10 protein-coding genes are annotated in these 15,622 nt (G+C 68.2%); 6 read left to right on the top strand and 4 right to left on the bottom strand.

The annotated features are described in order from the left end of the window. The first annotated feature begins 298 nt into the window (after window positions 1-298). The 6 genes from trpB to G8760_RS12125 all read left to right on the top strand — a co-directional run bounded on the left by trpB (window position 299) and on the right by G8760_RS12125 (window position 11,151). Window positions 299-1,531 carry a tryptophan synthase subunit beta gene (trpB, locus tag G8760_RS12150; protein WP_166351328.1) on the top strand — a complete coding sequence of 411 codons (1,233 nt, stop codon included), beginning with the start codon at window positions 299-301 and terminating at the stop codon, window positions 1,529-1,531. Further along, window positions 1,528-2,322 (top strand): tryptophan synthase subunit alpha, encoded by a 795-nt coding sequence (trpA, locus tag G8760_RS12145; protein ID WP_166351326.1) that lies wholly within the window; start codon window positions 1,528-1,530, stop codon window positions 2,320-2,322. Before trpB ends, trpA begins: the two co-directional genes overlap by 4 nt. 172 nt (window positions 2,323-2,494) lie before the next feature. Beyond that, the gene (locus tag G8760_RS12140; RefSeq protein ID WP_166351324.1) at window positions 2,495-3,322 is read left to right on the top strand and encodes a DsbA family protein; all 828 of its coding nucleotides are present in this window, start codon (window positions 2,495-2,497) and stop codon (window positions 3,320-3,322) included. Window positions 3,323-3,394: 72 nt separating this feature from the next. Further along, window positions 3,395-4,525 (top strand): prolipoprotein diacylglyceryl transferase, encoded by a 1,131-nt coding sequence (gene lgt / locus G8760_RS12135; RefSeq protein ID WP_425502319.1) that lies wholly within the window; start codon window positions 3,395-3,397, stop codon window positions 4,523-4,525. A 373-nt stretch (window positions 4,526-4,898) separates the two neighbouring features. Further along, complete coding sequence (gltB, locus tag G8760_RS12130) at window positions 4,899-9,404, top strand: glutamate synthase large subunit (protein ID WP_207782282.1); 4,506 nt, start codon at window positions 4,899-4,901, stop codon at window positions 9,402-9,404. Between the two features lie 277 nt (window positions 9,405-9,681). After that, window positions 9,682-11,151 carry a glutamate synthase subunit beta gene (locus G8760_RS12125; RefSeq protein WP_166351320.1) on the top strand — a complete coding sequence of 490 codons (1,470 nt, stop codon included), beginning with the start codon at window positions 9,682-9,684 and terminating at the stop codon, window positions 11,149-11,151. Between the two features lie 555 nt (window positions 11,152-11,706). Here G8760_RS12125 and moaA read toward each other — a convergent pair. From moaA to G8760_RS12105, 4 genes are read right to left on the bottom strand one after another with little or no spacing between them, the layout of a single operon-like run. After that, entirely contained in the window at window positions 11,707-12,696 is a 990-nt protein-coding gene (moaA, locus tag G8760_RS12120; protein WP_166351318.1) for a GTP 3',8-cyclase MoaA, read from the bottom strand. 36 nt (window positions 12,697-12,732) lie between these two features. Continuing rightward, complete coding sequence (locus G8760_RS12115) at window positions 12,733-13,863, bottom strand: XdhC family protein (RefSeq protein WP_166351316.1); 1,131 nt, start codon at window positions 13,861-13,863, stop codon at window positions 12,733-12,735. 1 nt (window position 13,864) lies between these two features. After that, window positions 13,865-14,857, bottom strand: coding sequence for an LLM class flavin-dependent oxidoreductase (locus G8760_RS12110; RefSeq protein ID WP_166351314.1), 993 nt, complete (start codon window positions 14,855-14,857; stop codon window positions 13,865-13,867). A 48-nt stretch (window positions 14,858-14,905) separates the two neighbouring features. Then, entirely contained in the window at window positions 14,906-15,577 is a 672-nt protein-coding gene (locus G8760_RS12105; protein ID WP_166351312.1) for an SRPBCC family protein, read from the bottom strand. Between the last annotated feature and the right edge of the window lie 45 nt (window positions 15,578-15,622).

Here is a 15,622-nt window from a genome sequence, read left to right as displayed (position 1 = left end):
GGGGTGTGGGGGTGTGGGGGTGTGGGGTGACCGGCCCGGACTTGGTGCGGGGAGCAAAGCCCGGGCCGGCCCTGGGGATGGTGCTCGTCCGGCAGGTTCAGCCGGAACGTGATCACCCGGTGGGTGCCGGGTGGGAGTGGATCTGCGCTGTTACGCGCGAGTAACTTGCGGTGCGCAGAAAACTAGGGCGTCCAATGACCTCACGTCAATGAGTTTGTGAAGAACGCGGCCGAACGGATGATGCGCCGTCGGTCGTACTGCCCCGCGTTTCGGCGTCGCCACGGGGAGGACTACTGTCATGTGCGTGAGCGACAATCCGAGCGCCACCCTCCCATCCGATGCGCCGGGCCGGTTCGGCCCCTATGGCGGCCGGTATGTACCCGAGGCCCTGGTGGCGGCCCTCGACGAACTCGACCGCGAGTATCAGGCCGCGGTGGCCGACCCCGCCTTTTCCACTGAGCTCGACGGGCTGCTGAAGTCCTACACCGGGCGTCCTACGCCGGTCACCGAGGCGGCCCGCTTCGGTGCCGAGGCCGCGGCGGGCGCTCGGGTACTGCTCAAGCGTGAGGACCTCAACCACACCGGCTCGCACAAGATCAACAATGTGCTCGGGCAGGCCTTGCTGACCAAGCGGATCGGCAAGAAGCGGGTCATCGCCGAGACCGGCGCCGGCCAGCATGGCGTGGCGACCGCGACGGCGGCGGCGCTGATGGGGCTCGAGTGTGTGATCTACATGGGCGAGGAAGATACCCGCCGGCAGGCACTGAACGTGGCCCGCATGGAGTTGCTGGGGGCTACCGTCGTTCCGGTGTCGACGGGCTCGCGCACTTTGAAGGACGCGATCAACGAAGCCCTGCGCGACTGGGTCACCAACGTCGACACCACCAATTACGTCTTCGGCACGGTGGCCGGGCCACATCCGTTCCCCACGTTGGTCCGAGATCTCCAGCGCATCATCGGGGTCGAGGCCCGCCAGCAGGTCCTGGAGCTGACCGGAAAGCTGCCCAACGCCGTGGCGGCCTGTGTTGGTGGCGGCTCCAATGCCATCGGCATCTTCCACGCCTTCATCGATGACGCTGACGTGGCCCTTTACGGTTTCGAGGCCGGCGGTGACGGGGTCGAGACGGGGCGGCACGCCGCCACCATCAGCGCGGGAACCCCCGGCGTCTTGCACGGCGCCCGCTCCTACCTGCTCCAGGACGAGTACGGGCAGACGATCGAGTCGCATTCCATCTCCGCGGGTCTGGACTACCCGGGCGTCGGGCCGGAGCATTCCTGGTTGAGGGATTCCGGCCGGGCGCACTACCGGTCGGTCACCGACGCCGAGGCTATGGAGGCGTTCCGGCTGCTGTGCCGCACCGAAGGGATCATCCCCGCCATCGAGAGCGCCCACGCGCTCGCCGGGGCCCGCCATCTCGGCGCCGAACTCGGTCCGGACGCGGTGATTCTGGTGAACCTCTCCGGGCGGGGCGACAAGGACGTGGATACGGCGGCTCGCTGGTTCGGCTTGCTGGAGGGAGACGCGCCATGACGACCCTGGCGGTGTTCGAGAAGGCGCGCGCCGAGGGGCGTGCCGCGCTGGTCGGCTACCTGCCTGCCGGTTACCCCACCGCTGACGGCGCGATCGACGCGCTGAAGGCGATGATCGATGCCGGGGTGGACGTCGTCGAGGTGGGTTTGCCCTACAGCGACCCCCTCATGGACGGCCCGGTCATCCAGGCGGCGGTTGAGGCAGCGCTGCGGCAAGGCATCAACACCCGCGACGTGTTGCGCACCGTGGAGGCGGTGGCCAGCACCGGCGCCCCGGTGTTGGTGATGTCGTACTGGAATCCGATCGACCGGTACGGCGTCGATGCGTTCACCCGTGATCTCGCCGCTGCCGGCGGCGCCGGGGCGATTACCCCTGATCTGATCCCCGACGAGGCCGGCGAATGGTTGCCGGCCGCCCGGCGGCATGACCTCGACACCGTCTTCCTGGTGGCACCGTCGTCCACTGACGAACGCGTCGCGTTCACCGCCGACGCCTGCCGGGGATTCGTGTACGCAGCCTCCACCATGGGTGTCACCGGTACTCGGGAGCAGGTAGGGGACGCTGCCGCGGGTCTGGTGGAGCGCACCCGCCGGGTCACTGACTTACCAGTGGCGGTGGGGCTCGGGGTGTCTAACGCGGCGCAGGCGGCGCAGGTAGCCGGTTTCGCCGATGGTGTCATCGTTGGCTCGGCCTTCGTGCGCCCGTTGCTCGAGGCGGATGACGCCGCCGCGGGCGCACGTGCCGTCGCCGCGGTCGCGGCCGATCTCGCCCAGGGGGTCCGCCAGCGGTAAGGCCCCTGGACATGCGGTGACCGAACCGTAATCTTGGGCCGGGAACTCGCCACGGCGCGACGGAAGTTGTACCGTCGTCGACGGCATTCCTCCGCGTGGCGCGTCGAGGGCGTCTCCCGCGTGGGGCGGCGCACGCGAACACACAGTTCAGGTGATCTCAGAAAGGCAGCTGATGAGCTCCAAGAAGGCGGAGGCCCGTGAGCGGGTCAAGGCGATGCGCGAGGAGCAGGCTCGTAAGGACCGCGCTCGCGAGCGCATGATGCGCTTCGGCATTGCTGCCGCGGTCCTGGTGGGTGTGGTGATCATCGCCGTCGCGGTGATCAGCAATCGTGGCGGAGACGACGACGGGCCGGTGGCGGTCCCGCAGGCGTCGCTGGGTGATAACGACGGCATCATGGTCGGCGATCCGGACGCTCCGGTCACCATCACCAATTGGATGGATTTCCTCTGTCCGCACTGCCAGACTTTTGAGCAGACCAACGCCGCGATGATCGACCAGTGGGTCGAGGCCGGTGAGGTCAACGTGGTCTACAGCCCGGTGGACTACACGGGGCAGAACAGCTCCCGGCGCGCCAACAACGCCCTGGCTTGTGCCGCCGACGAGGGTATGGCCGACGAGTTCGTCAAGGCCGCCTTCGCCGCACCACAGCAATGGACGAACAACGCGCTGGTGAGCCTCGGTGACGACATCGGTATCGGCGGCGACTACTCCAGCTGCGTACGAGACGGCGACTACTCGGACTGGGCTCGCTCGATGGTGGACGCGGCCCGAGCCGCCGAGATCACCGGTACTCCGTCGATCTTCGTCAACGGAGAACCGGTCGGTGATTGGACCCCGGAGAACCTGGCCGCCGCGGTTCAGCAGGCTGCTGCCGGTGCCGACCAGCCCGCCGGCGACGACGACGGCGCGGACGACGACACCAGCGACGACGGCGACGACGCGGATGACGACTCCGAGGCCGATCAGGACGACGACGAGGACGGCGCCGCCGATGACTAGGGTCCGTCAGACGGACCCTCACCAACGGGCTGTTAGCCGAACAGCTCGGACCGGTACGGTCTCTCCATGACGATGATCTCCCCGGCGATGGTGCCGGCCATGCTCCCGGCGTCGATTCCCAGCCCGGATCGTGGCGTGTGGAACCTTGGGCCGGTGCCACTGCGTGCGTACGCGCTGGCCATCATCGCCGGCATCGTGGTCGCCATCTGGTTGGGCACCCGGCGCTGGGCGGCCCGTGGTGGGGTCCCGGCGGCGGTGAGCGACATCGCCATCTGGGCGGTGCCGTTCGGTATCATCGGCGCCCGCATCTACCACGTCATCACCGATCATCAGCTCTATTTCGGTGAAGGCCGGGACGCCATGCGGATCTTCGAGATCTGGGAAGGCGGCATCGGCATCTGGGGTGCCATCGCCGGTGGTGCGCTCGGGGCGTGGATCGCCTGCCGCAGACGGGGTATCCCGCTGCCGGCGATGGCGGACGCCCTGGCACCTGGCATCCTCATCGCGCAGGGGATCGGCCGGTGGGGGAACTACTTCAACAACGAGCTCTACGGGCGCCAGACCGACCTGCCGTGGGGCCTGGAGATCCATCAGATGGAGAACGGCCGGGCCGTGGTTGGCCCGGACGGTGAGCCGGTGCTGCTGGAAGGCCTGTATCACCCCACCTTCCTGTACGAGTCGTTGTGGGCGTTCGCGATCGCCGGCCTGCTGATCTGGGCCGATCGCCGGTTCCGGCTCGGGCATGGCCGGGTGTTCGCGCTGTATGTGGCCGGGTACACCCTGGGACGTAGCCTGTTCGAGTACCTGCGCATCGACGAGGCGAACGAGATCCTCGGGTTGCGGGTCAACCAGTGGGTGTCGGCGTTGCTGTTCGTCGGGGCCGTCGTGTACTTCATCGTCTCCGCCCGTCGGCGGCCGGGGCGTGAGGAGCCGGCTGACCTGCTCGGCTCGTACGCGACCGACGACACCAAACCCGGCGACACCAGACCCGGCGACACCAAACCCGACGACGACGGCCCGAGCGCCGGCGACGACGGAGAGCCGAGCGGCGACGACGGAGAGCCGGCTGACGGATCCGGGGTTGGTGACGGCCCGGCGTCGGACGTCGATCAGGACACGTCGGGCGTCGACGACATCGATGACCAGGACGACACGCCCTCTGGTGATAAGAAACACGACGAGACCGTTGCACGCGACCCCTAGGCTGACCGATGATGACGAAACGGGGGTACGCGGAGACCGGCGGCACACCCTCGCCGCACCCGTGATGCGCTCCCTACCTCGACACATGCGGTAAAGTCGGCTTAACACAGTGCACGTAGCGCCGCGATCCGGCAGTCTGACGTGGGTTCGTTTCCCGGCATCGCCGCCGGCGTACCACGGGAGTTGGTTGTCCCACTTCTGGTGAGACAGCACAACAATTTCCGGCATTGATGATGTAACCTCCACGAAACTCGTCAAGAGCTTCCCAGGGCCAGCGCTGTCCCGATCACCCGCCGCCAGATCGAAGACGACGGGAGTGCCGATGCGCCTCACGCCTGCTGTCCCGCCTAGCCCGTTCGTATCCCGCCCAGGGATGCCCGGGCCGCAGGGCTTGTACGACCCCCGGTTCGAGCACGACGCCTGCGGTGTGGCGTTCGTCGCCACGCTCGACGGGGAAGCAAGTCACCAGATCGTCCGGCACGGCCTCACCGCGCTGGCCAACCTCGACCATCGGGGTGCCTCGGGTGCCGAACCTGACTCCGGCGACGGCGCCGGCATCCTGGTTCAGGTCCCGGACGCGTTCCTGCGGGCAGTAGTCGAGTTCGAGCTGCCGGAGGCTGGTTCGTACGCGGTCGGCATGGCGTTCCTGCCGGACGACGACGAGCAGGCAGGAAGTTGTGCCGACGCGGTGGAGCGCATCGCGGCCGAGGAGGGCCTGCGGGTGCTCGGGTGGCGCGACGTCCCGGTGATGCCGTCGCTGGTGGGTGCTACCGCCCGCTCGGTGATGCCGCGGTTCCGGCAGTTGTTCGTTGCCGTCGCCGGTGAGGCCGACGTGATGCATCTGGAACGGCTTGCCTATGCGCTGCGCAAGCGGGCCGAACACGAGGCCGGTGTGTACCTGCCGAGTTTGTCCGCCCGTACCACGGTGTACAAGGGCATGCTGACCACCGGTCAGCTGGAGCCGTTCTTCCCGGATCTCTCCGATCACCGGTTCGCTTCCGCGCTGGCTGTGGTCCACTCTCGCTTCTCCACGAACACGTTCCCCAGCTGGCCGCTGGCGCACCCGTACCGGTACGTCGCCCACAACGGCGAGATCAACACCGTGCAGGGCAACCGCAACTGGATGCGGGCCCGGGAGTCGCTGCTGGCCAGTGAGCTCATTCCCGGCGAGCTGACGCGGCTGTTCCCCATCGTCGACCCGTCGGGCAGCGACTCCGCCAGTTTCGACGAAGTGCTCGAGCTGCTCCACCTCGGAGGGCGCAGCCTGCCGCACGCGGTGCGCATGATGATCCCCGAGGCGTGGGAGAACCACGCCGGGCTTTCACCTGAGCGGCGGGCCTTCTTCGAGTTCCACAGTGCGGTCATGGAGCCGTGGGACGGTCCGGCGTGTGTCGTGTTCACCGACGGCACCCAGGTGGGTGCGGTGCTGGACCGCAACGGCCTGCGGCCGGGCCGTTGGTGGGTCACCGACGACGGTCTCGTGGTTCTGGCATCCGAGGCCGGCGTGCTCGACATCGACCCGGCACGGGTTGTCCGCAAGGGGCGCCTCGAACCCGGCCGGATGTTCCTCGTCGATCTCGACGAGCACCGGCTGATCAGCGACGACGAGGTCATGGAGGAGCTGGCCGGCGCCGAGCCGTACAGCGAGTGGCTGCACGCCGGTCTGATCCACCTCAACGATCTCCCCGAGCGTGAGCACATCGTGCATACGCACGCCAGTGTCACCCGTCGTCAGCAGACCTTCGGCTACACCGAGGAAGAGCTGCGCATTCTCCTAACGCCGATGGCGAAGAACGGCGCCGAGCCGATCGGCTCGATGGGCACCGACACTCCGATCGCCGCCCTGTCGGAGCGGCCGCGGATGCTCTTCGACTACTTCGCTCAGCTGTTCGCGCAGGTCACCAACCCGCCACTGGATGCCATCCGGGAAGAGTTGGTGACGTCGCTGGCCAGCACTATCGGCCCGGAGGGCAACCTGCTCGACGCGGGGCCGGCGTCCTGCCGGCAGGTCGTCGTCCCCTTCCCCGTCATCGACAACGACGACCTTGCCAAGATCATCCACATCAACCGGGACGGCAACCTGCCCGGTTATGCCACTCACGTCATCCGCGGGCTTTACGACGTCGCGGGCGGGGGAGCGGCGCTGGCCCGCCGGCTGGACGATATCTGCAAGGAAGCGTCCAAGGCGATCGACGCCGGTGCTCGCATCATCGTGCTGTCCGACCGCCACTCCGACGCCACCCAGGCGCCGATCCCGTCGCTGCTGTTGACCGCCGCCGTCCACCACCACCTCGTCCGGGAGAAGACCCGGACGTTCGTGGGCCTGGTGGTCGAAGCCGGCGACGTGCGCGAAGTCCATCATGTCGCGCTTCTCATCGGCTACGGCGCCGCGGCGGTCAACCCGTACCTGGCCATGGAGACGGTCGAAGATCTGGCCCGACGCGGCACTCTGCTGCCTGACCTGGCGCCGGAGAAGGCCGTGGCCAACCTCATCAAGGCGCTCGGCAAGGGCGTGCTCAAGGTGATGAGCAAGATGGGGGTGTCCACCGTGGCCTCCTATACGGGGGCGCAGATCTTCGAGGCGATCGGGCTGGCGCGCGACGTCGTCGACCGCTACTTCACCGGCACCACGTCGCGGCTCGGCGGGGTCGGGCTGGACGTGCTCGCCGAGGAAGTGCGCCGCCGGCACGTCAGCGCGTACCCGCCCGGCGGATTGGCCGCCGCACATCGCACGCTCGACGTCGGCGGTGAGTATCAGTGGCGACGCGAGGGTGAACACCACCTGTTCGACCCCGAGACGGTCTTCCGGTTGCAGCATTCCACCCGGTCGGGGCGCTACGACGTGTTCAAGCAGTACACCCACCGAGTAGACGAGCAGTCGCGGCGGCTGATGACGCTGCGTGGGCTGTTCGCCTTCAAGGAGGGTGAGCGGGAGCCGGTGCCGATCGAGGAGGTCGAGCCGGTCGAGTCGATCGTGCGGCGGTTCTCCACCGGGGCGATGTCGTACGGCTCCATCAGCATGGAGGCGCACGAGACGCTGGCCATCGCGATGAACCGGCTGGGCGCGAAGTCCAACACCGGTGAGGGCGGCGAGGACCCGGAGCGTCTCTACGACCCCGAGCGGCGCAGCGCCGTCAAGCAGATCGCCAGTGGCCGCTTCGGCGTCACGTCGGAGTACCTGACCAACGCCGACGATCTCCAGATCAAGATGGCCCAGGGCGCCAAGCCGGGTGAAGGTGGTCAGCTGCCCGGCAACAAGGTGTGGCCGTGGATCGCCCGGACCCGGCATTCCACCCCCGGTGTCGGCCTGATCTCGCCGCCCCCACACCACGACATCTACTCCATCGAGGATCTCGCCCAGCTGATCCACGACCTCAAGAATTCCAACCCGTCGGCGCGGGTGCACGTGAAGCTGGTCGCCGAGGTGGGGGTCGGCACGGTCGCCGCAGGGGTGTCCAAGGCACACGCCGACGTCGTGCTGATCTCCGGGCACGACGGCGGCACCGGCGCGTCGCCGCTGACCTCGCTCAAACATGCCGGCGGGCCATGGGAGCTGGGCCTGGCCGAGACTCAGCAGACGCTGCTGCTCAACGGGCTGCGCGACCGCATCGTCGTCCAGACCGACGGCCAGCTCAAGACCGGCCGCGACGTCGTCATCGCGGCGTTGCTGGGCGCGGAGGAGTACGGCTTCTCCACGGCGCCGCTCGTAGTGTCCGGCTGCGTCATGATGCGGGTGTGCCACCTGGACACGTGCCCGGTGGGTATCGCCACGCAGAACCCGGAGCTGCGCAAGCGCTACACCGGCCAGGCGGACTTCGTCGTCACGTTCTTCGAGTACATCGCCGAGGAGGTCCGCGAATACCTGGCGCAGCTCGGGTTCCGCAGCCTCGACGAGGCGATCGGACACGCGGAGATGCTCGACACCACCGCCGCCGTCGACCACTGGAAAGCCAACGGGCTCGACCTCACCCCGCTGCTGCACGTTCCCGAGCTGGCCGACGGCGCCGCCCGGCGGCAGGTGGTCGGGCAGGACCACGGCCTGGAGAAGGCGCTGGACAACCAGCTCATCTCGCTGGCCACCGAGGCACTCGAGCATGGTGAGCCGGTGCGGGCCCAGGTGAATATCCGCAACGTCAACCGGACCGTGGGCACGATGCTCGGCCATGAGGTCACCAAACGATTCGGCACCGACGCACTGCCGGACGACACCATCGACATCACCCTGGTCGGTTCGGCCGGGCAGTCGTTTGGTGCTTTCGTGCCGCGCGGGGTCACCCTTCGGCTGGAGGGTGATGCCAACGACTATCTCGGCAAGGGCCTGTCCGGCGGACGGGTGATCGTCAGGCCGGACCGGTCGGCGACGTTCGTCGCTGAGGAGAACGTCGTCACCGGCAATGTCACCGCGTATGGCGCCACCAGTGGCGAGCTGTACATCCGTGGGATGGCGGGTGAACGGTTCTGTGTGCGCAACTCCGGTGTCACCGCGGTGGTCGAAGGTGTCGGCGACCACGCCTGCGAATACATGACCGGAGGGGTCGCGGTCATCCTGGGCCGCACCGGCCGCAACGTCGCCGCCGGTATGTCCGGTGGTACCGCGTACATCCTCGATCTCGACCCGTCGCGGGTGAATCTGGACATGGTGGAGATGGAGGAGCCGACCGCGGATGCGTTGGACCGGCTGCGCGACATCATCACCCGGCACCGCGACGAAACCGGATCCACGGTTGCGGAGGCGCTGCTGGCCGACTGGGAGCAGTCGGCGCGCAGATTCACCACGATCATGCCCCGCGACTTCAAACGTGTGCTCGCCGCCAAGGCCGCCGCCGAGCGTGATGGACGAGATGTAGACACGGCTGTGATGGAGGTGGCGCACGGATGAGTGAGTGGAGTGGTCGCTCGACGGAGGAGATGCGCCCGCGGAGGGAACGAGTCCGTGTCGCGCTGACCATTGGACTGGAGGCGGCGCACGGATGAGTGAGTGGAGTGGTCGCTCGACGGAGGAGATGCGCCCGCGGAGGGAACGAGTCCGTGTCGCGCTGACCATTGGACTGGAGGCGGCGCACGGATGAGTGAGTGGAGTGGTCGCTCGACGGAGGAGATGCGCCCGCGGAGGGAACGAGTCCGTGTCGCGCTGACCATTGGACTGGAGGCGGCGCATGGCTGATCCTCGTGGGTTCCTAACCACCGACCGGCAGGGCGCCAAGGCGCGCCCAGCAGCTCAGCGGGTGCAGGACTGGAAAGAGGTCTACCCGGAGCCGGGTATCGGTAAGACCCTGTTGCCGATCATCACCAAGCAGGCCGGACGCTGCATGGACTGCGGGATTCCGTTCTGCCATCAGGGTTGCCCGTTGGGCAATCTCATCCCGGAATGGAACGATCTCGTCTGGCGCGACGACTGGCAGGCGGCGGCCGAACGGTTGCACGCGACCAACAACTTCCCGGAGTTCACTGGCCGGCTGTGCCCGGCGCCGTGTGAGGCGGCGTGTGTGGTGGCGATCGCCGACGACGCGGTCACCATCAAGAACGTCGAGGTGTCCATCATCGATCGGGCTTTCGACGAAGGTTGGGTGGTGCCGCAGCCGCCGGAGCGCCTGACCGACCGGACGGTCGCGGTGATCGGTTCTGGCCCGGCGGGGTTGGCGGTTGCGCAGCAGTTGACCCGCGTGGGGCACACCGTTGCCGTCTACGAGCGCGACGACCGCGTGGGTGGGTTGCTGCGGTACGGCATTCCCGAGTTCAAGATGGAGAAGCGCCACCTCGACCGGCGGCTGGATCAGATGCGCGCTGAGGGCACGATCTTCCGCACTGGAGTCGAGGCGGGCCAGTCGTTGACCGGTCAGGAGCTGAGGTCCCGCTACGACGCCGTCGTCCTCGCTGTAGGGGCCACGGAGGCCCGCGATCTGCCGATCCCGGGCCGTGAGCTGGCGGGTATCCACCAGGCCATGGAGTATCTGCCGCAGGGCAATCGGGTGGCGCTGGGCGAGGCCGTGCCGGATCAGATCACGGCGGACGGCAAACACGTCGTGATCATCGGTGGTGGCGACACCGGGGCCGACTGTCTCGGCACCGCGCACCGGCAGGGAGCGGCGTCGGTGACCCAGCTGGAGATCATGCCGCAACCGCCGGACACGCCGCACCCGTCGACGCCGTGGCCCACCTGGCCGCTGATGATGCGCACCTCCAGTGCTCACGAGGAGGGCGGCGAGCGGGTCTACTCCGTTTCCACTCAGGAGTTCCTGGGCGACGAGTCCGGCCGGGTACGGGCGCTGCGAATCGTCGAGGTGCGGATGGGGGAGAAGGGCTTCGAGCCGGTTCCGGGAACCGAACGCGATCTGCCTGCTGACCTCGTGTTGTTCGCGATGGGTTTTGTTGGCCCGGAGCGTTCGCCATTGTTGGAGCAGCTAGGTGTGGAGCTCGACGCGCGGGGCAACGTGGTCCGCGACGCCGCCTACGAGACGAGTGTGCCGGGTGTGTTCGTCGCCGGTGACGCTGGGCGTGGGCAGTCGCTGATCGTGTGGGCGATCGCGGAAGGCCGGGCCTGTGCGGCGGGTGTCGACCGGTGGTTGACCGGTACCGACCGGCTGCCCGCGCCGGTGGCGCCCACCGACCGCCCCCTCGTCGTCTAACCATCTTCAGCGCGACGCTGGTGCACAACCAGCCCACGTTGTGCACCTGATCTCCGTTTTGGCGCCTGATCGTTTTCACCGGGGTGATCAGATGTGGATGACGACGTGTTGACGGTGGTTGATGGCGAGGTTGATGCATCGGATCGCGTCTTAGAATGTGAACGCGAAACGATCAGATGCACGAGCGGCCGCTTCAGAGCGGGTTGTGCATCTGATCGTCTAACGGGCCACCACCCGGCCACCTAGCGGTCCGGAAACGCGGCTGCGCGCGCTCGTGCCACGGGCTTGGCTGCACGACGCAGATCAACGTGGGACAGCGTAGATCAACCTAGGTCGGTGAGGATCAATGTGGATCGGCGCCGACTCTTAACGATCAGATGCATCAACCTACCGGTACGTCGAGCTTGTGCATCTGATCGTTTCGCGTTCACATTCTAAGACGCGATCAGATGCTCACCTCCGTGCCGCCACATGCCACAACACGTCGTCATCCACATCTGATCACCCCGGTGAAAACGATCAGGCGCCAAAACGGAGATCAGGTGCACAACGGGGTTAGCCGCCGATGGCGGACATCGGCCGGTCGGGCTGCAGGAAGCCGGGATCGTCGATGCCGTGCCCGGCGGCCTTGCCGGCCATCGCCGTCGTCCACCGTTGCGCCAGTTCGTCGTCGCTGGCCCCGGCTCGCATGGCGCCGCGCAGGTCGGATTCTTCGCGGGCGAACAGGCAGGTGCGCACCTGGCCGTCGGCGGTGAGCCGGGTGCGGTCGCAGGTGCCGCAGAACGGCCGGGTCACCGAGGCGATGATGCCGACCCGGGCCGGTCCGCCATCGACCAGCCACCGCTCGGCCGGGGCGCTGCCACGGTGGTCCGACGCTTCGGGGGTGAGGTGGTAGTGGCGCTGGAGGGCGGCCAGGATGTCGCCCGCCGTGACCATCCGCGCGCGGTCCCAGCCGTGCTGGGCGTCGAGCGGCATCTGCTCGATGAACCGTAGCTCATAGCCGTTGCCCAACGCCCAGCCGAGGAGGTCGACGGCTTCGTCGTCGTTGACGTCGCGCATGAGCACGGCGTTGACCTTGACCGGCGACAACCCTGCCGCGTCGGCGGCGGCCAGGCCGGCCAGCACGTCGTCCAGGCGCTTGCGCCGGGTCAGCTGCTCGAACCGGTCGGCGCGCAGTGTGTCCAGCGAACCGTTGACTCGGTCGAGTCCGGCGGCGGCCAAGGCGGCGGCGATCCGGGCCAGCCCCACCGCGTTGGTCGTCAGCGACAGGTCGGGCCGCGGTTCCAGGGCAGCGCAGGCGGCGACGATGTCCACCAGGCCACGCCGCAGGAGCGGTTCGCCGCCGGTGAATCGGACCTCGTTGATGCCGAGGCGTTCGACGGCGATGCGGACCAGTCGGACCACTTCGTCGTCGGTGAGAACGTCCGGGCCGGGCAGCCAGGCCAGACCGTTTTCCGGCATGCAGTACGTACACCGTAGGTTGCAGCGGTCCGTCAACGAGACACGCAGGTCTGTTGCCACCCGTCCGTACCGGTCAACCAGCATCTCGTCGCCTTTCCGCACTGACCGTACCGGCCCGGCTCACCGGGTAGGCACGAGGCCATGATCGCCGTGGATTGGTCCAGATGTCGTCGATAGCGGCCGCCCGCTTGCCCCGGACCGGACCGCCACGATCTCCGCCGCGATGGACACCGCCGTCTCCTCCGGGGTGCGGGCGCCGATGTCGAGCCCGACGGGGGCCCGTAGCCGGCTGAGCTGCGCTTGAGTCACACCGAACTCACGGAGCCGGTCCAGGCGGTCGGCATGGGTCCGGCGTGAGCCCATGACGCCGATGTAACCGGCGTCGGTGCGCAACGCGACCTCCAGCAGGGGAACATCGAATTTGGGGTCGTGGGTCAGGACGCAGAGAACGCTGCGCCGATCGACGTCGCCACGGTTCACCGCCGCCTCCAGGAAGGTGTGCGGCCAGGCGACGACGACGTCGTCGGCGTCCGGGAAACGCCGCTCGGTGGCGAAGACGGCGCGGGCGTCGCACACGGTGACGTGGTAGCCGAGGAATCGGCCGATGCGGGCGACCGCACCGGCGAAGTCGATGGCACCGAAGACGTACATGGCCGGCGGCGGGGCGTAGGACTGGACGAAGACGGCTACGTCGTCGAGGCGGCGCTCGCCGTGTGCGCCGTAGTGCCGCACGCCGGTCTGCGCCTGGCTGAGCATGCCGGCGGCGTCAGCGGTCACCGCCGCGTCGAGTCCGGGGTCACCGAGGCTGCCGGACATCTGCTCCGGCCACACCACCAGCCGGGCTCCGAGGTGGGCACCGTCGGTGATGACCGTGGCGGTCGCCACGGGACGACGCTCGTCCACCGCGTGAGCCAGCGTTGGGAGTTCGGGGAAGCTGTCGCCGTTTACCGGCTGGACCAGGATGTCGAGAATGCCGCCGCAGGTCAGCCCAACGCTGAACGCGTCGTCGTCGCTGACCCCGTAGCGTTGCAGAACCGGTCGGCCCGTGACGATGACCTCTTGGGCCAGCTCGTACACCGCTCCTTCCACGCAGCCGCCGGATACACTGCCCGCGGCGACGCCGTCGGCGCCGACGGCCATCGCCGCCCCGGGTGGTCGTGGTGCGGAGCGGAACGTACTGACGACGGTGGCCACGGCACACCGCTGGCCGTTCTGATGCCAGCGGCGAACGTCGGCCAGGACGTCGAGCATGTCAGCGCCCGACCGCGCCGAAAACCTCGGCCGAACACAGCTCCAGTTCCGCCGCCGCGGATTCTCGGTTGACGGGGGACAGGACGACGCTGGTGGCTCCGGCGTCGAGGAGGGTGCGGATCCGGTCGGCGACCTCGTCGGGATCACCGGCGACGGCCAACTCGTCCACCCATTCGTCCGGCATCTCACGGGCCAGCAGTTCCGGCCCGCCCCGGTCGAGGAGGTCGGCGAGCTGGTCGTTGTAACCGAATGGCGCGGTGAGCGGGTTGTGCGGCCCCACGGCGGCCAGGTAGAACGCCAGCGTCGGACGGACCGCCGCCTTCGCCGCTTTGCTGTCGTGGTCGACGCTGAACAGGGCGAACATGGGCACCCGGTGCTGGGTGCGGCCGCCCTCGGCCATCCCGTCGCTGATGTGGGTGTGGGCGAACTCGAGGTATTTCGTGCCGCACAGCACACTCATCACCGTGCCGTCGGCGATCCGGCCGGACAGCCGCAACGACTTCGGGCCGAGTACCCCGGTCAGGATGGGAACCTCGGATGTCGCGGGGTGTGCCAGGCTCACCGAGTGGAAGGCGAACTGTTTGCCTTCGACGTCGATCGTCTCACCAGCGAGCAGGCCACGTACGGCGTCGATCGTCTCGGTGAGCGCGGTCAGCGGCGACTTCGGTGTCAGCCCCATCTGGTCGGTCCAGAACGGCACGCCGTGCCCGATACCCGGGAGAAACCTGGAGGGGTAGGTGCGGGCGAGGGTGGCGATCTCCATGGCTGTCACAGCGGGGTGGCGGGCCACCGACGCCACGACACCGAGGCCGACGGCCACCCGGCTGGTCGCCTGGAGTGCCAGCGCGGACGCGGTGAAGCCGCCGTAGCAGAAGTAGTCCTCAGCGACCCACACCTCGGAGTATCCGAGTTGCTCGGCGCGGTGTGCGAGCGGCCCGATCTGTTCCGGTGGGGTGGAGGTGGCGATGAACACGCCGATGGGGGTCTCACTCATCGAAGGCTCCTTGGTCTGGGCGGCTCTCGGGTGGCGGGACGGTGGTGTTCAGCGCAGCAGCACGATGCCGACGACGATAGCCGCGACGACGAGCACCGGAAGGGCGAGCCGCTTGGCCAGCGGGATCCCCACCACCGCCATGAGGTTCAGCGAGCCGTTGTCCTGGCTGCTGGTGTCGACCGCGGTGGCCGACCGGTTCGGTGCGGGCGTCGCTGGTGCGGTGGGTGCGCCCGAACCAGGGGTGGCCGCATCGGGCAGCGGGGCCTGACCGGTGTACCGTGCTGCCAGCCGGTCGGACAGGGCCCGCGCGAATTGGCCGATGAGCCGGTTGCTGACATCTTGCATCACCCCGCGGCCGAACTGTGCTGGCCGGCCGGTGATGGCGAGGTCGGTGATCACCTCGATCACCGTGTGCTCGCCGTCCGGCGTCAGCGTGGTGGTGACCGTTGCGCTGGCCGTTCCGGAGCCCCGAGTCTCTTTCCCGGTGGCCTCCAGCACAGCCCGCCAGTTCGCCCGGTCCAGCTCGGTGAACCGGGCTCGGCCGCCGTAGGTCAGCTGTACCGGTCCGAGGCGGACTCGCACGGTGCCGGTGACTCCGTCGGCGTCGATCGAGTCGAGGGAGGCGCCTGGGACACACTCGGCGACGTCCTCGATGTCCAGTAGCGCTTCCCAGGCGTGCTCGACCGGTACTGGCACGGTGAACGTGTTGGTCAACTCCACGGGGCAACTCCTCGACGTCGGTCCGATGCACCACCATTGTTCGTC

This window comes from Phytoactinopolyspora limicola (genome assembly GCF_011320225.1).
In the GTDB taxonomy this organism is placed as follows: Bacteria; Actinomycetota; Actinomycetes; order Jiangellales; family Jiangellaceae; genus Phytoactinopolyspora; species Phytoactinopolyspora limicola.
The sequence above is the reverse complement of the archived record's forward strand: the minus strand, read 5'-3'. Positions and strand labels throughout refer to the sequence as shown.